The 22722-nt window shown below is 60.2% G+C and carries 18 protein-coding genes; 8 read left to right on the top strand and 10 right to left on the bottom strand.

The annotated features are described in order from the left end of the window. Positions 1–89: 89 nt before the first annotated feature. From QZW03_RS13125 to QZW03_RS13095, 7 genes are all read right to left on the bottom strand, one after another. The gene (locus QZW03_RS13125; RefSeq protein ID WP_296510459.1) at positions 90–725 is read right to left on the bottom strand and encodes a protein phosphatase CheZ; all 636 of its coding nucleotides are present in this window, start codon (positions 723–725) and stop codon (positions 90–92) included. Between the two features lie 2 nt (positions 726–727). After that, positions 728–1117 carry a chemotaxis response regulator CheY gene (cheY, locus tag QZW03_RS13120; RefSeq protein ID WP_296510458.1) on the bottom strand — a complete coding sequence of 130 codons (390 nt, stop codon included), beginning with the start codon at positions 1115–1117 and terminating at the stop codon, positions 728–730. Between the two features lie 59 nt (positions 1118–1176). Next, positions 1177–2118 carry a flagellar motor protein MotB gene (gene motB / locus QZW03_RS13115; RefSeq protein WP_296510457.1) on the bottom strand — a complete coding sequence of 314 codons (942 nt, stop codon included), beginning with the start codon at positions 2116–2118 and terminating at the stop codon, positions 1177–1179. An 18-nt stretch (positions 2119–2136) separates the two neighbouring features. Then, on the bottom strand, positions 2137–2994 hold the full coding sequence (gene motA / locus QZW03_RS13110) for a flagellar motor stator protein MotA (protein WP_296510456.1): 858 nt from the start codon (positions 2992–2994) through the stop codon (positions 2137–2139). Between the two features lie 163 nt (positions 2995–3157). Next, the gene (flhC, locus tag QZW03_RS13105) at positions 3158–3697 is read right to left on the bottom strand and encodes a flagellar transcriptional regulator FlhC (protein ID WP_296510455.1); all 540 of its coding nucleotides are present in this window, start codon (positions 3695–3697) and stop codon (positions 3158–3160) included. A 37-nt stretch (positions 3698–3734) separates the two neighbouring features. Further along, positions 3735–4061, bottom strand: coding sequence for a flagellar transcriptional regulator FlhD (gene flhD, locus QZW03_RS13100; protein ID WP_296510454.1), 327 nt, complete (start codon positions 4059–4061; stop codon positions 3735–3737). A gap of 322 nt (positions 4062–4383) precedes the next feature. Then, on the bottom strand, positions 4384–5907 hold the full coding sequence (locus QZW03_RS13095; protein ID WP_296510453.1) for a flagellin: 1524 nt from the start codon (positions 5905–5907) through the stop codon (positions 4384–4386). Positions 5908–6342: 435 nt separating this feature from the next. Between QZW03_RS13095 and QZW03_RS13090 the strand changes: the two genes are divergently transcribed. The 8 genes from QZW03_RS13090 to QZW03_RS13055 all read left to right on the top strand — a co-directional run bounded on the left by QZW03_RS13090 (position 6343) and on the right by QZW03_RS13055 (position 16780). Next, on the top strand, positions 6343–7812 hold the full coding sequence (locus tag QZW03_RS13090; RefSeq protein WP_296510452.1) for a flagellin: 1470 nt from the start codon (positions 6343–6345) through the stop codon (positions 7810–7812). 184 nt (positions 7813–7996) lie between these two features. Next, positions 7997–9415 (top strand): flagellar filament capping protein FliD, encoded by a 1419-nt coding sequence (fliD, locus tag QZW03_RS13085; RefSeq protein WP_296510451.1) that lies wholly within the window; start codon positions 7997–7999, stop codon positions 9413–9415. A 156-nt stretch (positions 9416–9571) separates the two neighbouring features. Then, a complete protein-coding gene (gene fliS, locus QZW03_RS13080) occupies positions 9572–9991 on the top strand; it encodes a flagellar export chaperone FliS (protein ID WP_296510450.1) in 420 nt (139 codons plus the stop codon). Between the two features lie 17 nt (positions 9992–10008). Next, on the top strand, positions 10009–10308 hold the full coding sequence (locus QZW03_RS13075) for a flagellar protein FliT (protein WP_296510449.1): 300 nt from the start codon (positions 10009–10011) through the stop codon (positions 10306–10308). A 98-nt stretch (positions 10309–10406) separates the two neighbouring features. Beyond that, positions 10407–12281, top strand: a complete 1875-nt coding sequence (locus QZW03_RS13070) for a type I secretion system permease/ATPase (protein ID WP_296510448.1) — start codon at positions 10407–10409, stop codon at positions 12279–12281. A gap of 1 nt (position 12282) precedes the next feature. Next, positions 12283–13614: an HlyD family type I secretion periplasmic adaptor subunit gene (locus QZW03_RS13065; protein WP_296510447.1), complete on the top strand. Its 1332-nt coding sequence runs from the start codon at positions 12283–12285 to the stop codon at positions 13612–13614. Next, positions 13611–14972, top strand: coding sequence for a TolC family outer membrane protein (locus tag QZW03_RS13060; protein ID WP_296510446.1), 1362 nt, complete (start codon positions 13611–13613; stop codon positions 14970–14972). Before QZW03_RS13065 ends, QZW03_RS13060 begins: the two co-directional genes overlap by 4 nt. A gap of 11 nt (positions 14973–14983) precedes the next feature. After that, positions 14984–16780, top strand: coding sequence for a tetratricopeptide repeat-containing glycosyltransferase family protein (locus QZW03_RS13055; RefSeq protein ID WP_296510445.1), 1797 nt, complete (start codon positions 14984–14986; stop codon positions 16778–16780). On the opposite strand, the gene QZW03_RS13050 is transcribed toward QZW03_RS13055, so the two are convergent. From QZW03_RS13050 to QZW03_RS13040, 3 genes are read right to left on the bottom strand one after another with little or no spacing between them, the layout of a single operon-like run. Next, positions 16749–17519 carry an FkbM family methyltransferase gene (locus QZW03_RS13050; protein WP_296510444.1) on the bottom strand — a complete coding sequence of 257 codons (771 nt, stop codon included), beginning with the start codon at positions 17517–17519 and terminating at the stop codon, positions 16749–16751. The two genes, QZW03_RS13055 and QZW03_RS13050, sit on opposite strands and share 32 nt — an antisense overlap. A gap of 9 nt (positions 17520–17528) precedes the next feature. Further along, positions 17529–18323: an FkbM family methyltransferase gene (locus QZW03_RS13045; RefSeq protein WP_296510443.1), complete on the bottom strand. Its 795-nt coding sequence runs from the start codon at positions 18321–18323 to the stop codon at positions 17529–17531. A 5-nt stretch (positions 18324–18328) separates the two neighbouring features. Next, positions 18329–22720, bottom strand: a complete 4392-nt coding sequence (locus QZW03_RS13040) for a tetratricopeptide repeat protein (protein WP_296510442.1) — start codon at positions 22718–22720, stop codon at positions 18329–18331. Positions 22721–22722 lie beyond the last annotated feature (2 nt).

Below are 22722 nucleotides of genomic sequence, written 5' to 3'. Positions count from 1 at the left end.
TGAGACTCTCGTGTTCTCACCATTGTCGCGAGCACCCTCTGAAACTAAAGGGTGAAAAGAGGGGCTTTCTGCCCCTTCATTCAGGCAGTTTAGAAGCCCAGGCTCGCCAGCAAGTCATCCACTTGCGACTGGTCGGTAACCACTTCCTGGTTGGTCTGGCCATCTACTACCGGGCCCGCCAGCGCCGGCACGTATTCCGCCGGGGCCGCGGTTTTGGCAGCTGCGTCCGGGGGCGCGGTCTGAATCAGCAACAGCACCAGCTGCTCTTCGATGGTCGCTGCCAAGTTCACCACTTTGGCAATCACCTGGCCGGTGAGGTCGTGAAAGTCCTGGGCCATCATGATTTCGGTCAGATGGGCATCCACTTTCTTGCTGGCCTGGTCTACATCGCTAATAAAGTTCATCACATGGCCCTTGGCCACTGCGGCAACCGGGTCCTTGACGATCAGCTCACCGATACGCCGTGTTTCAGAGGCAATGAAGTCATGCTGCTCTTTGGCTTGGTCTACTTGATTGAGTACTTTCTCCGCAGCTTGCCCTGTCAGGCGCGCAATGTAAGACAAGCGGCTTTTGGCATCGGGTAGTTCGCCGGCCCAGTCTTTTACTTTGTCGGCCAGACCCAGTCCATTCAAAGAGTCGTGCAATTGGCGGGTCAGTGCGCCGAGTTGCTGGTGAACTTCTACGGTACTCAGTGCCGGTGTGGAGGGAGTGGGTTCTGTCGACATGATTACTTCAATCCCATTTTGGTGAGAATGTGGTTGACCTTGTCTTCCAGCGTCGCCTTGGTGAACGGCTTCACGATGTAGCCGGAGGCGCCTTGCTGCGCAGCGAGCACGATGTCTTCTTTGCGGGCTTCGGCGGTCACCATCAATACGGGAATGTGCTTGAGCTTTTCGTCTTTCTTGATTTCGGCCAGCAACTGGAACCCATTCATATTGGGCATGTTGATGTCGCTCACCACGAAGTCAAACGTGCTGTTACGAAGCTTTTGCAAGGCGGCAACGCCGTCTTCTGCTTCGTCTGCGTCTGCGTAGCCGCTTTCTTTCAAGAGATTTCGCACGATCCGTCGCATGGTGGAGAAATCGTCGACGATGAGAAAGCGCAATTCTTTAGACATAGGTAACCTTTGGCCGTACGGTTTTCAATTTTAACGAGTATGACTGAATTTTAGAGATTTCACGGACTGGCTTTCGATGTTCCTTCCGCGGGGGCGGCTGATGTCACCTCTTCTTCCAGTGGAATAACGGCACCGCCCAAGAGGCGTTCTTCTGCCTCTTTGGTCATGACCAAGATACTAATGCGGCGATTTGCTGCACTCAAGGGATTTTGCGTATCTGCGAGCAAACTCGACGCCATGCCCACCACCCGGGCCAGCTTATCTTCCGGCATACCCGCGGCAATGAGCTCACGGCGACTGGCGTTCGCTCGGTCTGCCGACAGCTCCCAGTTGCTGTATCCGCGGGCTGCGTTGCCATAAGGCGCCTGGTCGGTGTGTCCGTCCAAGCTAATTTTATTGTCTACATCTGACAAGGTGATGCCGATTTCTTTCAGGATGTCACGCATATAGGGCTTCACTGAGGAGCTGCCGATGTCAAACATCGGGCGGCGCTGGTCGTCCACAATCTGGATTTGCAAGCCGTCGGGCGTGATTTCGAGTTTGATTTGCGAGCTGAACTCCGCCATCTTCGGGTTGCTGGAGATGGAGCTCGCGATCTTGGCTGCCAGCGCGGCCAAAGTCTGGGCGTCTTTCTTGGCGCGTTCGATCTTGCGCTGATCCCCCGCGCTCTTCTTGGCTTTTGAGTCCGAACCTTCGCCGCGCTTGGTTTGGCCTGCGGCTTGCGTGAGGTCGTTACCACCACCGGTAATCACGCTGTTGCTGGCGCCTGCACCCGCGCCGCCTTGGAGGGCAACCTTCAAGGGGGATTGGAAATAATCGGAAATGCCCTTTTTGTCGCCTTCGCTCGTGCTGCCGAGCAGCCACATGAGCAAAAAGAACGCCATCATGGCCGTTACGAAGTCGGCGTATGCGATCTTCCAGGCGCCGCCATGCGAAGCGTGGCCGCCCTTTTTGACCCGCTTGATGATGATCGGTTGGAGTTTCTTGGCGTCTCCTGCCATGCTCAGAAGCTCCCGCCCTTATTTCTTTTTGACATGTGCCTCCAATTCACCGAAGGTGGGTCGTTCGGTGGAATAGAGCACTTTGCGGCCGAATTCAATGGCGGTAGACGGGTTGTAGCCCTGCATGCTCGCCAACAAGGTGGTCTTGATGCACTGGAATTCCTTGCTGCCTTCTTCGACTTTTTGTTCCAGCAGGCCTGCCAAAGGTTCGGCAAACGCATAAGCCAGCAAGATCCCGAGGAAGGTGCCCACCAGCGCGGAGCCGATCATGCCGCCCAGCACAGCCGGCGGTTGGCCCACTGAGCCCATGGTATTCACTACCCCCAACACCGCCGCCACGATACCGAACGCGGGCAAGCCGCCTGCAATACGCTGGATGGCGGCAACCGCTGAGTGTTCTTCGTGGTGGTGGGTTTCGATCTCACTGTCCATGATGGACTCAATCTCGTGGGCGTTCAGGTTGCCCGACACCATCATGCGCAAGTAGTCGGTAATGAACTCCACCACATGGTGATCGCTACCGACGGTGGGGTATTTTTTGAAAATCTCCGACTGCTCTGGTTCTTCCACATCTTTTTCAATCGCCATCAGGCCCTCTTTGCGGGCCTTTTGCAATATGTCGAAGAGGAGTGCCAGCAACTCCATGTAGCGCGCTTTGGTGTACTTGCTGCCTTTAAAGCAGGCACCGAGCCCGGCCATGGTCTTTTTAATGACCTTCATCTGGTTGTTTGCAATAAAGGCGCCAATCGTCGCCCCACCGATCGTGAGCATTTCAAAAGGCAATGCCTTCAGAATCACGCCCATATTTCCACCGTGCATGGCGTACACGCCGAACACACAGCCCAAACAGACAAGCCAGCCAATGATTACAAACATAGTTTCATTGTGACAGGGACGCCACGAGTCTCAAGGGTTGAACAACAGGACTTTTCAGGCCTAGTCCCATCATATCGCCCGCCGCACCAGGTGGGCGTAATTTGTTGCCAAATGGGGCTCTGGCCCAATGAATGTATGCGCGAGTAGCTATCAATTTAGTAGCTTAGTGGAGCAGTATGCCTCCGCTGGACGCGCCTTTGCCGGCGCGGGCAGGCGGGCTGCAGAGACCGCATTCAAAGTGGCGGGAGTTTTCGTAGGCTTCGGACACAAAGTGCCCGCCGCATTTAGAGCACTTGGTCATGGACAACATGTTGTTGTCGATGAACTTCACCAGGCGCCAAGCGCGGGTGATGGAGAGCAATGGCTCCACGCCGCAGGCAGAGATTTGCTCGGTGTAAAGACGATAGGCGGCCATGATGGCGTCGATGTCTTCCATGGCACTCACTTTGGTGAGGTACTCGTAGGTGTTTTGAAACAGCGACGCATGAATGTTGGGCTGCCAGGTCAGGAACCACTCGGTCGAGAACGGCAACTGGCCTTTGCTGGGGGAGCGGCCGGCCACTTCTTTGTACAGGCGCAACAAGCGCTCGTAGGACAACTCGGTTTCGCTCTCCAGCACTTGCAGGCGTGCGCCCAACTGAATTAAAGACACTGCGCGTTCCACTTGCTTGGAATCGTTCAAAACACTTTTTTGGGTGGCCATGGTGCTGCTCCTGGGCGAAAACGGGTGAGGCGGGGGCTTAGACGGCTTCGGCGAAACGGCCGGCCATCAGAATGCTGGCGTGCAGCTTGGTGGTGGCGTCGTTATCCACTTTGTTGACCGAGTGGTTGGTCAGCAGGTTCCACACAATGTCGTCATCGACCCGGAAGCGGCACAGCAGCATGTTGCCCGAAGCAATACGCATGATTTGCGCAGGGGAGAGTGCCCCGATCATGTCGGCCGCCTCTTCGGACATGCCCAAGCGGAACAGCGCTTCAGCTTTGTCTTGGCGGATGAGAGTTTGCGCCAGCATGAGATAGGTCATGTTGGCTTCGCGGATCTCGGCGAGGATTTGGTCGTTGCGCATGATTCAGCTCCTGAGTTGGGGGCAATTCGTTTGAATCACCATGGAGCGAATTCTGGGCGGGGGGGGTTAAAACTTGAATCGGAATTTGTCTAATCCGCGTGTCAGGCGCACCGGAGCAGCGTGTAGGAAGATTGCCTACAAACGCAAAAGCTCAACGGAAACAGGCCTGCCAAGGCGGCATGCGCTGAGAGACATATCGGCGTGTTGATCCATAACTGAAGCACAGAATGCCAGTCGTGTGTGTGCAGACCCGCTCCTGCGAGCGCGTGGGTGCAAGCCCATGAGTAAGGAGTCTCGGCCTAAGCCGGGGAGGGCCCCCGACTTAGCCCTTGAGCAACTGCAGCACGCCCTGTGGCAACTGATTGGCCTGCGCTACCATGGCGGTGCCGGCTTGTTGCAGGATCTGAGTGCGAGACAGATTGGCGGTTTCCATGGCGAAGTCCGCATCTTGAATCCGTGAGCGCGAGGCCGACAGGTTCTCGCTGTTGGTTTGCAGATTCTCAATGGTCGTCAAAAACCGGTTTTGCACCGCACCGAGCTGGGCGCGGTTGGCGCTGACCGAGGCGAGTGCGCCATCCACCACCAGGAGTGCTGCATTGGCACCTGCCTGGGTACTGATGTCGATCTCTGCCACGGAGGACAGCGCGCTGCCAGCGCTACCGCCTGCAACCAAGGTTCCGGTGGTGTCGGTGCTGGTCAACGTGAAACCCGCTGAGGAGTTCAGGGCGACTTTCCCTCCAACGGCAACGGCGATATCACTTGTGGCTGTGGCAGTTCCGCCTGTGGCAGGTTGAAAGCTTACCGGGGTCAGGGTGTCCTCGCCGACCATGCTGGCACCTGTCAGGCCGCCGGTGGTGTTGAGGTTCAAGATCTTGATGTCATCGCCATCCGCTTGCGTTAGAACCAGGTTACCGGTTTTGTCTGCAACCGCAGTAATGCCGGTGGTGCCGCTTTGCGCATTAATGGCTTGGGCCAAGGGGGCCAGATCGCTGGCGTTGTTCACAGTCGCGGAAACCGTAATCGGACTGGCTGGCGGAAGATTGCTGCCCTGCAGTTGGAACTGCACCGAACCCATGGTCACATTCGAAATGGTTGCCTTGGTCGTTGCTACGGCCGTCACACCACTCAGCGCAGTGAAAGCATTCACGGCGGTTGCGACCGCCTTGGCGCTGCTGCCACCGGCCAAGGTGCCGGTTGCGGGAATGGTGTTCACGGTTCCATTGCCAGCCAGTGTCAGAGTCTGTGCCAGGAAGCCGTTCACTGCGCCCGCAAAGCTGGGACCGACCGCAGCAGTTGCAATACTGGGTGCTGTAGCCTGCGAGTTCACCAGGTTGTTGCCCATGTCGATGGCACGCGCACTGGTCACGCTCACACCAATCGTCTGGTTGGCATTGGCACCCACTTGAAATTGTTGGGTGGTGTAGCTGCCGTCGAGCAACTTCAGACCGTTGAATTCCGTTTGGCTGCCCACGCGCGCAATCTCTTGTTTGAGCTGCAGCACTTCTTGTTGCAGCGCCAAGCGGTCGCTCGCGCTGTTGGTGCCGTTCGCAGATTGCACTGCGAGTTCCCGAATACGCTGCAGATTGTTGGAGGTGCTACCCAGCGCGCCTTCAGCCACCTGGGCCAACGAAATGCCGTCGTTGGCGTTGCGGGCTGCCTGGTTCAGACCGCGGATCTGCGAGGTCATGCGGTCGCTGATCGCCAAACCGGCGGCGTCGTCTTTGGCGCTGTTGATGCGCAAGCCCGAAGACAAGCGCTGCATCGATGTGGTCAAAGACGCCTGCGACATAGACAGATTGCGCTGCGCAGTCAGCGACTGGATATTGGTGTTGATAGTTGAGGCCATTGCGAAACTCCTAAAAAGAATGAACCGGCGTCGCCGCCGATTGCAAAGCCTGCGTACCTGCAGACAATCAGTAACGATGGGTTGAATTCTGGAGATTCACGTTTTTGACAAAAACGCAATAAGCGGCCGGAAAAGCGGCCTTATCCAAACGGATTAGCCAATCTTTATAGGGGTAAACCCTTAAATTCGGGAAATGAGGTGCAAACAACCGCTTGATCGTTTTTTCTGAGCGAAAGCAGCGTGATAAGGCAAGCCTGTTGACGAATCACCTAAAGTTTTTTTGAGAACGCCCGAAAACAAAACCAACGGGTTCATAGCGGGCTCGTCGTCCGGAAGGCATCTCCTGGGGTGCGCCGGTCATGGTGTCAGCAGCAATGCTGGCGTTGAGATCGGCATTCCGCCGGATTTAGTGAGTCTTTTTAAGGAGTTACCAAAATGGCTTCCACCATCAATACCAATATCCAGTCGCTGACTGCGCAACGCAACTTGTCGATGTCTCAGTCTTCGCTGTCGACCTCTATGCAGCGACTGTCTTCTGGCCTGCGCATTAACAGCGCTAAAGACGATGCTGCCGGTTTGGCGATTAGCGATCGTATGACCTCGCAGATTCGTGGTCTCACACAGGCGGCACGGAACTCCAACGATGCGATCTCCCTTACGCAAACCGCTGAAGGTGCGTTAGGCAGTATCTCCTCCAACTTGCAGCGTATTCGCGAGCTGGCGGTGCAGTCTGCCAACGGCACTAACAGTGCGAGCGACCGTGAGGCCATTCAAAATGAAGTGACCCAACTCACCTCGGAAATCAACCGTGTTGCGACCACTACCCAGTTCAACGGTTTGAATCTGTTGGACGGAACTTTGACCGGAACGCAGTTCCAAGTGGGTGCTAATGCCAACCAGACTATCAACGTCGGCATCGGTAGCGCGAAGGCGGCAGATTTAGGAAACAACACCTTGTCCAGTATCACTGGAACAACCACTACGACAGCGATATCGAATGCCGCTTTGGCTGCTGTAAACAATACAGCCGCTCAAACTTTGACTCTCAATGGTAATGGCGCAACCGCTTCAGTGAGCGTCGCTGTCAATGAGTCAGCAAAATCCATTGCGGGAAAGGTGAACACCAATACAGCGTCAACAGGTATCACTGCAACAGCTAAGACAACGGCTACGCTCACAGGCGTGACTGCTGGTGCGATCTCCTTCACCCTCCAAGGAGCCAACACCACCGCGGTTGCAATTACAGCAACTGTGAGTGATGCAACCGATCTGTCTGCAATTGCAAAAGCTGTCAATGCCCAGTCTAGCTTAACCAATATCACTGCAACATCTGATAAGGCGGGAAAGCTGGTGTTGACAGATTTGGATGGAAATGACATCAAAATTGTCTCTACCCAGGCAGCTGCTACTGACGGTGTTGGGACCGCTTTAGTACAAGGGTCGACTGGACCTGTGACAGCTGCGTTGGGTACAGCAGCTGCCACGATCGGGGGCGGGTTGACGTTCGATGGTAAGTCAGGATTCTCTATCGTGACTACTGAAACTACTGGTTTTACTTTGATGACTGCGACTGCTAACGGAAGTGCATTAAGTACAGTCGCTGCACTTAAGGTGAGTACCGTCGACGGTGCGAACAGCGCCCTTAAAGTGGTCGATGCCGCATTGGCTCAGATCAGCGACCAGCGCGCTGCATTGGGTGCTGTGCAAAACCGCTTCGAGTCCACAGTGACCAACCTGCAAACCTCTAGCGAAAACTTGTCGGCCTCCCGCTCACGCATTCAAGATGCTGACTTCGCAGCAGAAACTGCTAACCTGTCCCGCTCGCAGATTCTGCAGCAGGCCGGTACGGCGATGGTGGCCCAGGCGAACCAGTTGCCACAAGGTGTGTTGGCCCTGTTGCGTTAACCGCAGTCCCCGGCTACCGCAGCGCGGTGGCCGGAAAAACTAGCAGGCGACGACCGTTCATCCGGTCGTCGCCTTTTTCATGGGCGTTTGATTTCAGTTTGAGGGGGGAATGCCGATTAATTGAGCCTTTAGAAGCCAAAGCGCTTCACCATAATGATGGCTGGTCACAGTCTGGAGGTTCGGTATGGCTATTTCATCAACGGGTTTAGGCAGCGGTCTCGATGTCACCAGCATCATTTCGCAGCTCTCTGCGCTGGAAAAGCAGCCGCTCAAAGCGCTTCAATCTAAAGCCACAACGCTGCAGACACAGCTCTCTACAGTTGGCATCATCCAATCTCAGGTTTCCACTCTGTCCACTGCCGCTGCAAAGTTGGGGAGTGTGCTGAGCTGGAAGGGAACCACGGCGACCTCCTCAAACACTGCCGCCGTCGCTGCAACGGCGGGCACTGGGGCTGCTGCGGCTTCTTACAGCATCGAGGTATCCAAACTCGCTAAGGCTCAGTCATTGGCGCTGCCTACCGCGGTGGGTAGCCCCGCACTGCCCGCCTCAACGGACCAATTGGGTTACGGTACGTTAACCATTCAAGTCGGGAGTAATGCTGCCGTCAATATCAACATTGCCGACGGGGAGGGCACGCTCGCCCAGATCGCTGCAAAAATCAATGCAGTCTCCGGTTTGGGGGTCGCGGCGAGCGTGATTTCAGACGGATCCGGCAAAGTAAATCTGATGCTGCGCGCTACCAATACCGGCACGGATGGGGCTTTCACCGTCACCGCAACCGAGGGGACCGGGGGCACGATCAGTGTGCCCTCTATTTTGTCTCGTCTGTCTTACGCCACTGGCAACTTCGCCATGGCCCAGAACCAGGCACCGCAGAACGCCGAAGCCACCATCAATGGGGTGGCGGTGACCTCTTCAAAAAATACGTTGACCAATGTCGTCGATGGGTTGAGCTTGACCCTGTCACAGGTGACCACCACGGCAGTAGATGTCACAGTGGGCAAAGACACTGCGGGCATGACCAAGAACATTCAAGACTTTATCAGTGCCTATAACGCGTTGAACCAAACGCTGAATGACGCTACAGCCTACGATGCAGCGACCAAAACCGCAGGCCCCCTGCAAGGGGACTCCGTGGCCAACGGTCTTCAACGCGCGCTGCGCAGTTTGGTCGGAGCCACTTCTGCGACCGGTTCCACCTTTACCCGGCTGGCGGATGTGGGCATCAGTGCCAAATTGGGCGGCGACTTGGAACTCAATAGCACCCGGCTGACATCCGCATTTAGCGATGTAGCCAATCTTCAGCTGTTGTTTACTAACTTTGGTGGCTCTGACGCCACCAATGGTTTCGGATTGCGTGTTAAAGACTTTGCAAATGGCTTGCTGGCGGCGGCGGGGACCGTCTCCAATAAAACCAGTGCTGTGAAAAAGGCCATTGACCTCAACTCGGCCGAGCAAACCAAGGTCAATACCCGCGCGACCAACCTGGAAGCTCGGCTAAAGGCCCAATACTCCGCACTGGACACCAAAATGGCTGGCTTGACTGCCCTCAATAGCTACGTGGCGCAGCAGGTCACCACCTGGAACAGGTCCACTAGTTAAATTTTTTAAGTCTAATTGGCGTTCGGCTCTTGTGGAGTATGCGCGAGCAGCTATAAAAATAGTAGCAACAAAGAAGCCATGCAATTCCCGAGGAGAATTACTTGATTTGTCGCACCATCTGCCGATAACTAAAGCATCTCCTCAAGGAATTGCAGCATGTTTACCTCCGTCAGCTCCCGCTCCGCCTCTGCCTACAAGCGCGTTGGCATTGAGACCAGTGTTGACAATGCAGATCCCCACAAGCTGGTGGTGCTTCTGTTTGATGCACTGCAGCAAACCCTGGGCAGCGCCTGTGTGGCGATCCAGAACGGTGACATCCCCAACAAATGCAAGCACATCAACCATGCGGTCCGCATTTTTGAAGAGGGCTTGATTGCCCCCCTCAATCTGCAAGAAGGCGGCGAGCTTGCCGCTAACCTGCACGACCTCTACACCTACTGCGTGCAGCGCCTCACTATTGCTAACCTCAAAAGTGACGCGTCCATTCTCGAAGAGGTGCAGCGCGTCATGGAGCCTGTCTCCAACGGCTGGAAGCAAATTAATGGCCAAGGCCCTGCATATTTGCAGCCAGTCTGATGCGCGGGGACTTTTTCATGCCACAAATGCTGATCGACTTCTATAAAGCCATTGAAGACAGCAGCGCCAAAATGTTGGAGGCCGCCAAGGCGGAAGACTGGGATGGCGTGATGCGTTTCGAAGGCGCGTGCGCGGTGCTCATTGAGCAGCTGCGACAGCGGGCACGTAGCGAAGAGCTGGACGCAGCCAGCCGCGCAGAGAAAACCCGCATCATGCAGCGCATTCTTCACAACGATGCCCAGATCCGCTACCTTGCCGAGCCTTGGCTTGCGCATTGCGAGCAGCGCTTCGAAGGCCAACGCCAGTTTTTGCACTAGAAAACGACGGTTTTTCAGGCGCTGTTTCGCGCCTTGCCGGATGGGGGCGTACGTAAGATGGGGGCCGAACTGGCTCTATCCCGTACCCATCTCCCTCCATGGCATCCTCGCCCCCCACACCCCCTGACGAGCTGAGGCACGCGCTGCGCCAGCTGCGCACGGCGTTTGTGACGGTGGCGGTGTTCAGCGGTTTCCTGAACCTCATGATGTTGGCGCCTTCGCTCTACATGATGCAGGTCTACGACCGGGTGCTGGGCAGCCGCAACGAAACCACCCTGCTCGTGCTTACCCTGTTGGTGGTGGGAGCCTTTCTATTCATGGGCGCGCTCGAAACCATTCGCGCCTGGGTGTTGGTGCGCGTCAGTGCCCGACTGGACCATTTGCTGGGCTTGCGCGTGCTGGGGGCCACCTTTGAGCGCATATTGCGCCTGCCTGGCAACAGCAGCACCCAGCCGCTTCAGGACCTCACCACCCTGCGGCAGACGCTCACCGGCCCGGGCCTGATTGCCGTGTTTGATGCCCCTTGGGCTCCGCTCTACCTGTTGATCATTGCGTCTTTCTCGACCGAGGCTGCCGCCTTTACGCTGGCCGGGGCGCTGGTGTTGGTAGCCATCACCTGGCTGAACCAGAAGCTGGCCCGCGCTGCGCTGGACGAAGCACAAACGTACAACATGCAATCCCAGCGCGAGCTCAGCAGTCATTTGCAAAATGCTGAAGTCATAGAGGCCATGGGCATGCTAGGCCACATTCAGCGCCGCTGGCAAGGCCTGCACACCCAGGAAATCGGCTTGCAGGCCCGCGCCAGCGACCGCGCCGCCGTCATGGAGAACCTGACCCGGTTTGTGCGGGTGTCCATGCAGTCCCTGTCGCTGGGGCTGGCGGCGCTGTTGGTGCTGGAGGGGCGTATGACAGGCGGCATGATGATTGCGGTCTCACTGCTCACTAGCCGGGCCTTGGCACCTGCGGAAGGCTTGGTCGGTAACTGGGCTTCACTGGCGGCAGCCCGAAGTGCCTACCAGCGATTGCGGGAGATTCTGCTGGCGTTCCCGCCGCGCCCCCAGCCCATGAGCTTGCCCGCGCCCAGCGGGCTGTTGGCATTTGAAAATGTGGTTGCTGCGGCGCCCGGCGGGCGTGCGGCCATCCTGAAACAAATCAGCTTTCAAATCCAGGCTGGAGACGCGGTAGCCGTCATTGGTGCCAGTGGGGCGGGCAAGTCCACCCTGGCGCGCCTGTTGGTCGGTATCTGGCCGGCCGTGTCGGGCACGGTGCGGCTGGATGGCGCAGACCTCTTCCGGTGGAACAAGCAGGAGCTCGGCCCCTTTGTCGGCTACCTGCCCCAGGATATTGAGTTATTTGATGGCACGGTGGCTGAAAACATTGCCCGTTTCGGCGACATCGACCCCCAGCAGGTTGTGGTGGCTGCGCAGCGGGTGGGTTTTCACGAGCAAATACTCCGCCTGCCCCAGGGCTACGACACCCCCGTGGGCGCGGCAGGTGCGGCCCTATCGGGCGGCCAGCGGCAGCGCATTGCACTGGCGCGGGCGCTTTATGGCGACCCGGTGTTGGTCGTGCTGGACGAACCCAATTCCAATTTAGACGACGCCGGTGAAAAAGCCCTGACAGACGCTATCCAGGGCCTCTCCTCCCGCGGGCGCACCTCGGTCATCATCACGCACCGCCCGTCAGCGTTGGGCGCTGCCAACAAGTTGATGGTGCTGCGGGAGGGCACGATTGCGGCCTATGGCCCGCGTGAAGACGTACTCGCGGCCCTTAACGGTCGACCTATTGAGCCCCCGCCTGCGCCCCCGGCGGCGGCCAACTCTGCCGGGCCACCCAAGGGTGCTGTGCCCCCCGTGCTGGTCAACCGCCAAACCGCCGCGCCTGCCGCAGAGCCACCGCCTAAACCGAGCGCCACGCCCCCGCCCGAGGGGCCCAGTGGCATGCCGCCTTTTAACCTGAAGTTCGGTGATTGATATGCGCACCGCAATCCCCGACACCCCCTTCGGCTCGAGCGTCTCCGTCGACCTGAACGACGCGCGGCCCATCCGCTGGGGCTGGCTCTTGCTGGTCTTCGGCTTTGGCGGGTTCATGGCCTGGGCTACCTTGGCGCCCTTAGATGCTGCGGTGAGCTCTTCCGGCACCGTGGTGGTGAGCGGGAGCCGCAAGCTGGTGCAGCCCCTGACCGGCGGCAAGGTCGCCGAGATTCTGGTGCGCGACGGCGCCCAGGTGCAGGCCGGCCAGGTGCTGGTTCGCTTGGACGACACGACCTCCCGCGCGCAACTCAGCATAGTGCAAGGGCAGTGGCTCGTAGCCATGGCCATGCAAGCCCGACTGGCGGCTGAGCAGCAGGGGCGAGCCTCCATCGACTTTCCGCCTGCGCTTCTGGAGCTGGGTGAAGACGCCCGGGTCATTGAGGTCATGGCATTGCAGAGCCGTCTTTTGGAGTCGCGCAGGCAATTGCGCGCCAATGAGCTGCAAAGCATGGAGGCCGCTTTGCGGGGGCTGGAGTTTCAGGTGCAGGGCCAGGAGGCGGCCAAATACTCCAAAGAGTCACAAAGCCGCATGTTGCGTGAAGAGTTGCGCAATCAGAAGTCTCTGGCGGACGACGGCTTCTTTCCGCGCAACCGGGTGTCAGAGCAAGAGCGCTTGTATGCCAGCATCCAGGGCGGTGTGGCCGAAGACCTCAACAGCGCGGGCAAAACCCGCCAGGCAATCGCCGAAGGGCGCGCCCGCATTGCTGCCCGACAGCAAGAGCAACGCAAAGATATCGAGTCACAACTGTCGGATGTGCAGCGCGAAGCAGCCACCATGGAGGCGCGCTTACGTGGCCTGGAGTTTGAGGTGCGCAACGCCGAAGTCCGCGCGCCTGTCAGTGGCACGGTCATGAGCCTGAGCGTTCACACCATAGGCGGCGTGGTCAGCAACGGCATGCCCTTGATGGAGATATTTCCCAAAGACGACGTCTTACGCATTGAAACGCCCTTGGCCACGAATCTGATTGACAAGGTCAAGCCGGGCATGGACGTGGGCATTTTGTTCAGTGCACTCAACCAGGCGACCACCCCGCGCATTGATGGCCGGGTCGTGCAGGTTGCTGCCGATGCGGCCAACGATTCAAGGCAGAATGCCAGCTACTTCAAGCTGGTTATTGAAGTCACCCCTGATGGAATGCAAAAATTGCAACATCAGGAAGTCAAGGCCGGCATGCCGGCGGATGTTTTCATCAAGACAGGGGAGCGCACCTTCATGAGCTACTTGCTCAAGCCACTGACGGACCGGATGCACCGGGCACTCATCGAGCCATGACACGTCTGCCTGCCTCCTTGCGCCGGCTTGCGCTCATCGGTCTCGCCCTGTGCGGGGGCTGGCCTGCAGCGCATGCCGGAGAGTTTGAGAAAGCCTATCTCGCGGCCCTGGAGAACGATGCCCGTTTCCAGGCCGCCCGCGCCGCACTCGCGTCGGGCCAGCAGGCAGTGCCGCTGGCTCGCAGCGGGGTGCTCCCGACGGTGAGCGCCTCTATCACCGAGACAACGGTGCAAGGCACCCAGCAATACGACGTGGCGGGTAGCGCCTCCAAAACCAACAACCTAGATTACCGTGCGCCGGTGCAAAGCATCAACCTGCGTGCGCCCTTGCTCAACTTGGAGGGCGCAGCCCGGGTGCGGCAAGCCACTGCGCAGGCCGGCAATGCCGAAGCCACTTTTGTGTCCCGTAAGGCCGAGTTGGTGGACCGGTTGGCCGTCGCTTACTTGCAGCGCATGCTCGCTGAAGACGCGTTTTTGTCTCTGCACGCCCAGGTTCACGCCACAGTGGCCCAGCGCAACCTGATGCGCCGCCGTTTCGAGCAAGGCGAAGGAACCCGCACCGAAGTTGCCGAGGCGCGCGCGAACTTGAGTCTCACGCTGGTGCAGTGGGCGGACTCCAAAAACCAGATGATGAGTGCCCGCGAAACGCTGGAGGCCATGACAGGTTTGCCCCAGCCACTGGTGGTGCGCTTGGAAGATGAGTTTGCGCCTCCGGCGCTGGTGCCGGCCAGCCTGCAGGAGTGGCAAGACAAGGCGGTGGCAGCCAACCCCGACATTCAGGCCAGGCGCTACCTGGTGGACGCAGCCGATGCGCTTGTGGCGCGCAGCAATGCAGGGCACATGCCCCGGCTCGATCTGGTGGCCAGCGTGTCCAACAGCCGCAACGAGTCGGTCAGCAGCCTCAATCAGTCAGTCAACCAGAGCGCCATTGGCTTGCAGCTCAATATTCCCATTTACAGCGGTGGCGCCGTCAAGGCTGCGGTGACCCAGGCCCTTGCTGAAAAAAGCAAGGCCGAGGCCGAGTGGCTGAACGAGAAGCGCAGTCTGGAAGTCGAGGTCAGCCGGCTCTTTCAGATCATCCAGAGCGGCAAGTCCAAGCTGTTGGCGTATGAAGATGTGCTGGACGCCAGCCGCGTAGCGCTGGAGGGCACTCTCAAGGGCCAGACCTCCGGCTTGCGCACCAATGCAGATGTGCTGGAAGCTGTGCGTAAAGTGTTCCAGGCCCAGCGAGACTTGGCGCAGGCCCGCTACGACCACATTTTCCAGCGCCTGCGCCTCTACAACAAAGCAGGGGTGCCCGCAGATTCGGTGGTGTCGTACATCGACGAACTGCTGAGCCCTGCCCGCACCACGCCCTGACCCGTTTGCCCATGCCTGCACAGCAGCCGGCTCCGGCTGATACGGTCGACACCCTGCTGCAATCGGCAGTGCAATCCTTCTCCCTCGGCCAATACGCAGCGGCGGACGACGCGTTGGAGCGCCTCATGGCCTTGGCACCCGCCCATGTCGAGGCCTTTCACTTGCGGGGGCTGACCCAGCACCGTCTGGAGCGCCATGCGCTGGCGCTGGTGTTGCTGGAAGGCGCGCTGCGCTTGCAACCCGACCATGCGGCCGCGTGGTCCAACACCGGGCTGGTGATGCGCGCACTGGGTCGCTTACCGGAGGCGCTGGACTGCTATGACAAAGCCATCGCCTTGCGAGCTGATTTCGCGCAGGCTTGGGGTAACCGCGGCAATGTCCTGCGGGACGCCGGCAAGAGCCTGCAGGCGATGGACTCTTATCGCAAAGCCCTGGAGCTGCAGCCCGACTATGCACAGAGCTGGCATGGGCTGGGGCTGGCCTATAACGATCTCGCCCGTTGGCAGGAGGCCGTGGCAGCGTTTGACCGGGCGCTGCAATGCCAGCCCGACATGGCGGTGGCCTGCCTCGATCGGGGCAACGCCCTGCGTGAGTTGGACGCGTTTACCGAAGCGCTGTCTGCCTATGAGCGCGCTATCGCGTTGCGGCCGCGCTATGCGCAGGCTTGGTCCAACCGGGGGGTGTTGCTCAAGCGCATGGGGCGTTTTCCTGAAGCCTTGCGTAGCTACCAGGAAGCCATTGCGCTAGAGCCCGACTTCTTGGACGCCCTGGTCAACTGCTCGACGCTGCTCAAAGAAATGATGGATCTGGATGCCTCCATGGCCATGAACCGGCGTGCCTTGGCGCTGGATGCCGAATGCAGCGGTGCCCACCTGAATCTCGCCATTTGCCACCTGCTGCGGGGTGAATTTGCAGAGGGTTTTGCGCACTATGAGTGGCGTTGGCAAACCGAGCAGCTGCGTGCCGGAGTGCGGCCTTTTGCGGCTCCTCAGTGGTCGGGGGCGCAGAGCCTGGCGGGCCAGACGATTTTGTTGCACGCCGAGCAGGGCTTGGGCGACACCGTGCAGTTCTGTCGCTACGCTCCGCTGCTCAAGGCGCTGGGGGCCACCGTATTGATGGAGGTGCAGGTCCCGCTACTGCCTTTGCTGCATTCGCTGGGCGGCGTGGACGTCTGGCTACGGCAAGGGGATGCATTGCCACCCTTCGACTACCACTGCCCCTTGCTAAGCCTGCCACTGGCGCTGCAAACCACCCCCGAAACCGTGCCCGCACCAGAGCCTTATTTGCGGGCTGACGATGGGCTGGTGGCCCGGTGGGGTCAACGCCTGGGGCCCGCCCGGAAGCTGCGGGTAGGCCTGGTGTGGTCGGGCAGGCCTGAGCACAAAAACGACCACAACCGATCGATGTCGCTACAGCACCTGGTGCCCTTGTTGGGGCTGGGTGCCGAGTTTCACGCCTTGCAAAAAGAATTCCGCCCCGCGGACTTGGCGCTGGGCCCTGCCGCTTTGGGGGTGCAACTCTGGGCTGAAGCGCTCCACTCCTTTGCCGACACGGCCGCGCTGATCATGCACATGAACTTAGTCATTGCGGTGGACACCTCGGTGGCCCATGTGGCGGCCGCTCTGGGCAAGCCGGTGTGGCTCATGCTGCCCCATAGCCCGGACTGGCGCTGGTTGCTGGGGCGGGACGAAAGCCCGTGGTACCCGGGCATGCGTTTATTTCGCCAGCAGGCCGGTGAGGGCTGGGCTGGGGTGGTGGAGCGCCTGTGTGCGGAGCTCAGCCGGCAAGTTCGCGCAGACGGGCCTTGAGCTGGGCTAACTCTGCTTGGGCCTGGGCTGCCACCTGCTGGGCATGGTTCAGGCGGTGGTCCACAAAGTTGTCCCACACACAGGGCGGGTAGGTGAAGTGGGCTTTCAGGTCCAGATGCTCCTGCGCCAGGTAAAAGCGGTTGACCGCATCAAAGTACACAAACTCGTAGCCTGTGGAGAGCAGCAGGTGCTCCCACTCGCCATAGTTGGCCTGGGGCCGGTTCGGGAGCACGCTCTCCAACACGATGAGCCAGGGGCGGAAGCGGGTGCGGTCCAGCCCGTTGAGCGCCGCTTTTTCGGCACCTTCCACGTCGATACTCAGCAGGTGCACTTCGCCTTGGGGGCGGTGCTTTTCGAGCAGGCTGCTCAGAGTGACCAGTGGCACGGTGTAGCTCTTGACCTCGCGCCCTTCGCGCTGGTGCATGGCCACAATATCGGGGGCTATTGTTGCGGCCTGGTCGTTCCAGGGGAACTCGTTAAAGGTCACCTCGCCATCGGACTCACCGACGGCGGCCCCCACCAGAATGTCTTCGGGGCGGTGTCTGGCCCACTGGGGGTGGAGCCGCGCTTGGGGCTCCACCACAATGCCTCGCCAACCACGCTGGTACAGGGCGCAGGTGTTGCTGTCAGAAATGGGCATGTAGCCGCCCACATCCACATAAAAGCCCTTGTCGACCGCAGCCAAAGCCCGGTTGATCATGACGTCTTCAAAATTCCGGGTGAACGACAGGTAGGCCATGCAGCGCGCTCAGCTTTTGATGGAAATTTGTTCGCGGGTGGGGTCGGTGCTGTGCACGGCCAGCACGTTGATGCCCATGGGGAAGGTCTGGTAGCCGTGGGCCTCCAGAAACTGCAGGAGTGCTGCTTTGTCGGTTTTGATGGACTCAATCAACATGACCGGCTTGTGCTGCTCGATGGTGGCGCGTCCGCCTGCCAGCGCTTCGAGCTCCATGCCTTCGACGTCGATCTTGATGAAGTCAAGACGTGGCAGGTTCAGGGAGTCGATGGTCAGCATGCGCACTTTCTGGTTGCGCTCTGCATGGATGGTCTGGCCGATAAATTCACTCTTGGCCGTTTGGCGCAGCTCCAAGCTGCCAAAGCTTGCGGGTTGCAAGTAGTCGGGCACAGGAATGTCGAGCTCACCCACTTCGGCCCCGATGGCACCGTGGATGGCCCGCGCGTTGAAACAGTTGTTGATGGCAATATTGCCCGCCAGTGCGTAGTAAATGCGCTCCTGGGCCTCGATGGCAATCACGCTGCCGCGCCCGTAGAGGGCTTTGGCCCACTCCACGGTGTGCACGCCGAGGTTGGCGCCGCAGTCCAGGCCCACCACGCCGTCACCGAAGTGTTTGTGGCGGATATTGAGCAGCTGGATGGCTGCGCCCACCTCGTCCGGGTCAAAGCAGCCCTGGTTGAAGAGCTGCCAGCCCACGCCATAGCCACGGGTGGCATCGATCATGCGGTAGTCGTTTTTGTTGGTGATCAGGGTGCCCTGGCTGGTGGACAGGATCACAAAGGGCGACGGGCGTTTGACATAGTTCATGGTGTTCACGGCCTGCGGGCCTGTGCGGCTTTAGCAACATCGGCCACCAGCGCAGCTACCGGCTTGGCCCAGGCTCCCCGGGCAGTTTGGCGGTACAGGCGCGCAGTGGGATACCACGGTGAGTCTGCCCGATCGAGCAACCACCGCCAATCCGGAATAAGGGGCAAAAGCACCCGCACTTGGCAGCCTAGCCCGCCCGCGAGGTGGGCTACCGAGGTGTCTACCGTGACCAGCTCGTCCACTTCGCCGAGGATGGCGGCCGTGTCTTCAAAGCTCTGTATCTCGGGGCTGAGGTTGCGCAAGCGGCAGTCTGAGGGCAAGGTTTTGATTTGGGCGAGCGCATCGCCCTTTTGCACCGACACCACCTCCACACCCTGCAGCCGCAGCAAGGCCTCCAAGTGGTGCAGTGCCAGCGAGCGGTTGGCGTCGTTGCCGTGGGTGGGGCGCCCCGCCCAGACCAGTGCCACGCGGTAGGCGCGGCCCGGCCCCAGACGCTCCCGCCACACGGCAGTGCGCTCCGGCAGTGCGCTCAGGTAGGGTGTGTGGGCCGGTACGGTGCTCACCACGGTGCCAAAGGCAGCCGGCAAGCTCAGCAAAGGGCAGTGCCAGTCGAAAGGGGGGAGTTCGCTGCCATTGGGTATGAGCTGGGCAAGCCCTTGCACCCTGGCAGCGATGCTTTCCACATCGCTCTGCACCACCAGCAGCACGCGTGCGCCGCGCTCGGCCAGCAGCGGCAGGTAGCGCAAGAACTGAAAGGTGTCGCCAAACCCTTGCTCGGCGTGGACCAGAATCGTTTGGCCGGAAATGTCCTGTCCGGTCCACAAGGGCTGCGCGAAGTGGCGCACCTCTTTCGCGTCGGGCTGGGCCCAGCGGCTTTCATAGTGCTGCCAGCCGGCGGCCAGGTCGCCGGTTAACAGCTCCAGCAGCGCCTCGTGCAGGGCCGCGCGCACGTGGCCGTTGGGCGCGGTCTGGACTTGCCTAAAGGTGCGCAGGGCCTCGCCGAACTGCGCGTTTTCTTTGAGCGCGATACCCAGGTTGTACTGGTACTCGCTGGCACTGGGCGAGAGCGCTACCGCTTTTCGGGTGACTTCCAGAGCCTCCGGCCAGCGGTGCAGGGCGCCCAGGGTGTTGCCGAGGTTGGCTTGCGCTTGCGCGCTGGTGGGGGCCACTTGCACTGCCGTAGTCTGGCAGTGCAGTGCGCGTTGCAGGTCCCCGGCGGCTTTGAAAAACGCGCCCGTGTTCGACCAGTTTTCAGGATCTTGGGGGCTTTGCCTGCAGGCGCGTGAGCCGAGCATGAGCGCGGCGTGGGTGTCGCCCGCGCGGAAAGCAGCAATGGCCAGCGCACTGGCGGCACGGGCATGGGTGGGGCATTCGCGCAGGGCCTGCCAGAAAGCAGGGCGGGCGAGCGCCGGCTCATTGCGCTCCAGCAGCGCACGCCCTTGTTCAACCAGCGCGTGGGCCGCCTGCTGAAGGCGTTGGCCCCCGGCAGACTGCGGGTGCGCCAATGCATTCAAATCGTTGGCCAGCGTGTGCAGCACCGAATCCCAATCTCGGTAGGCCGGTTGGCGCAGGATGCGCACGCTGGGGTACCAAGGCGAATCCTCGCGGTGCAACAACCAGCGCCAATCGGGCATCCAAGGAATGAGCAGCCACACAGGAATACCCAAAGCACCCGCCACATGGCAGATGCTGGTATCCACACACACCAGCACATCCAAATGCACCAAGGCAGCGGCGGTATCGCCGAAGTCTTTCAGCAGCGGGGCCATGTCAGTGACCCGGGCGCGCTGCGCAGGCGTCAGGGAGTCGAGGTCGGCACTGCGGGCGCCCACCTGGAACGAAAAGAAGTGCACCCCCTCCAGCTCCCACAAACCGGAGAGCGCTGAGAAATCCATAGACCGGTTGGCATCGTTCTTGTGGGTGGGGTTACCCGCCCAGACCAAGCCCACCCGCAGCTTGCCCTGCAACCCGGGGGCTGCGAAATGCGACTCCCAGCCCGCACTGCGGGCGTGGTCCAGTGCGAGGTAGGGAATGGCCTGCGGAATATTGAGTGCATCGGTACCGGGCAACTGCGGGCCCAGCAAATGCGGCAGGCTCAGGAGCGGGCACACCACATCAAAGTGGGGTGTAGGCGCACCCTCATGCACCAGCTCGACATGGGCAGGCAAGACCGGGAGAGAAGTCAAAGACTCCTGAATTAATAGCAGCACACGCAGGATTGGCGAGGGCAAGAGGCTGATATAGCGTAAAAACTGCAGGGTATCGCCCAAGCCTTGCTCGGCGTGGATGAGCAGGGTTTGGCCGGGCAAGGGCTGGCCTTGCCAGAGCGGCTTGGTGGTGACCAGGCGCTTGGACGGGAAGTCGGGCACATCAAAGCGGCGCTCGTAATCGGCAAAGCCGCCGGGCAGGTCACCGGCCAAGAGCCTGGCCAGCCCGCGGTTGTAGATCAGGCCTGCGTAGTCGGGGCGCACTGCAATGCCTCGCTCGAAACAGGCCAAGCTACCCGACAGGTCGCCCACGGCCTTGTAATAGGCCCCGCAGTTCGACCAATTTTCGGGATCTTGGGGGCTTTGCCTGCAGGCGCGTGAGCCGAGCATGAGCGCGGCGTGGGTGTCGCCCGCGCGGAAAGCAGCAATGGCCAGCGCACTGGCGGCACGGGCATGGGTGGGGCATTCGCGCAGGGCCTGCCAGAAAGCAGGGCGGGCGAGCGCCGGCTCATTGCGCTCCAGCAGCGCACGCCCTTGTTCAACCAGCGCGTGGGCCGCCTGCTGAAGGCGTTGGCCCCCGGCAGACTGCGGGTGCGCCAATGCATTCAAATCGTTGGCCAGCGTGTGCAGCACCGAATCCCAATCTCGGTAGGCCGGTTGGCGCAGGATGCGCACGCTGGGGTACCAAGGCGAATCCTCGCGGTGCAACAACCAGCGCCAATCGGGCATCCAAGGAATGAGCAGCCACACAGGAATACCCAAAGCACCCGCCACATGGCAGATGCTGGTATCCACACACACCAGCACATCCAAATGCACCAAGGCAGCGGCGGTATCGCCGAAGTCTTTCAGCAGCGGGGCCATGTCAGTGACCCGGGCGCGCTGCGCAGGCGTCAGGGAGTCGAGGTCGGCACTGCGGGCGCCCACCTGGAACGAAAAGAAGTGCACCCCCTCCAGCTCCCACAAACCGGAGAGCGCTGAGAAATCCATAGACCGGTTGGCATCGTTCTTGTGGGTGGGGTTACCCGCCCAGACCAAGCCCACCCGCAGCTTGCCCTGCAACCCGGGGGCTGCGAAATGCGACTCCCAGCCCGCACTGCGGGCGTGGTCCAGTGCGAGGTAGGGAATGGCCTGCGGAATATTGAGTGCATCGGTACCGGGCAACTGCGGGCCCAGCAAATGCGGCAGGCTCAGGAGCGGGCACACCACATCAAAGTGGGGTGTAGGCGCACCCTCATGCACCAGCTCGACATGGGCAGGCAAGACCGGGAGAGAAGTCAAAGACTCCTGAATTAATAGCAGCACACGCAGGATTGGCGAGGGCAAGAGGCTGATATAGCGTAAAAACTGCAGGGTATCGCCCAAGCCTTGCTCGGCGTGGATGAGCAGGGTTTGGCCGGGCAAGGGCTGGCCTTGCCAGAGCGGCTTGGTGGTGACCAGGCGCTTGGACGGGAAGTCGGGCACATCAAAGCGGCGCTCGTAATCGGCAAAGCCACCGGGCAGGTCACCGGCCAAGAGCCTGGCCAGCCCGCGGTTGTAGATCAGGCCTGCGTAGTCCGGGCGCACGGCAATGCCCCGCTCGAAGCAGGCAAGCGCTTCAGGCATGCGGTATTGCTCGCCAAAGCAGCGGGCCAGCGTGCCCCAGGCGTCTGCATGTGCTGGCTCAGTGCGCAGCACCAGCTCCAGTTCGGCGCGGGCGCGGGCCATTTGCTGCAATTCCAGAAGGCACTTGGCCAGCATGAATCGGTAGTCGGTGTGCCGGGGCTGCTGGGTGCAGGCCGTTTCAAAATGGGCCAGCGCTTTGCTGAAGTCGCGCCGCGCGTAGTGCAGGTTGCCCAGGTTGTTGTGGGCCGAGTGGAAGTGGGGGTCTACCTTCAGGGCTGCGAGATAGGCTTCCTCTGCGGCAGCCCACTGCTCCAGCGCTTTGAGTGCCACGCCGCGGTTGGCATGGGCACGCGCATCGCCCGGTGCGGCCTGCACCAGGCGTTCAAACAAGGCGAGCGCTTCTTGGTGCTCTCCTGCACTGTTGTGCAGGATGCCAAGGTTGTTCAGTGCGTTGGCATGGAGCGGCTCCAGGGCCAGCAGCTCACCATAGACCTCGCGGGCGGCATCACCACGCCCCGCACTTTGCAGTGACAGGGCTTGGGAAAACAGTGCATCGGTGTCCTGTTGGGCTTGCCGTCCGGCCATTG

The sequence above is a fragment of the Rhodoferax sp. genome, assembly GCF_013297935.1.
Classification (GTDB): Bacteria; Pseudomonadota; Gammaproteobacteria; order Burkholderiales; family Burkholderiaceae_C; genus Allorhodoferax.
The sequence above is the reverse complement of the archived record's forward strand: the minus strand, read 5'-3'. Positions and strand labels throughout refer to the sequence as shown.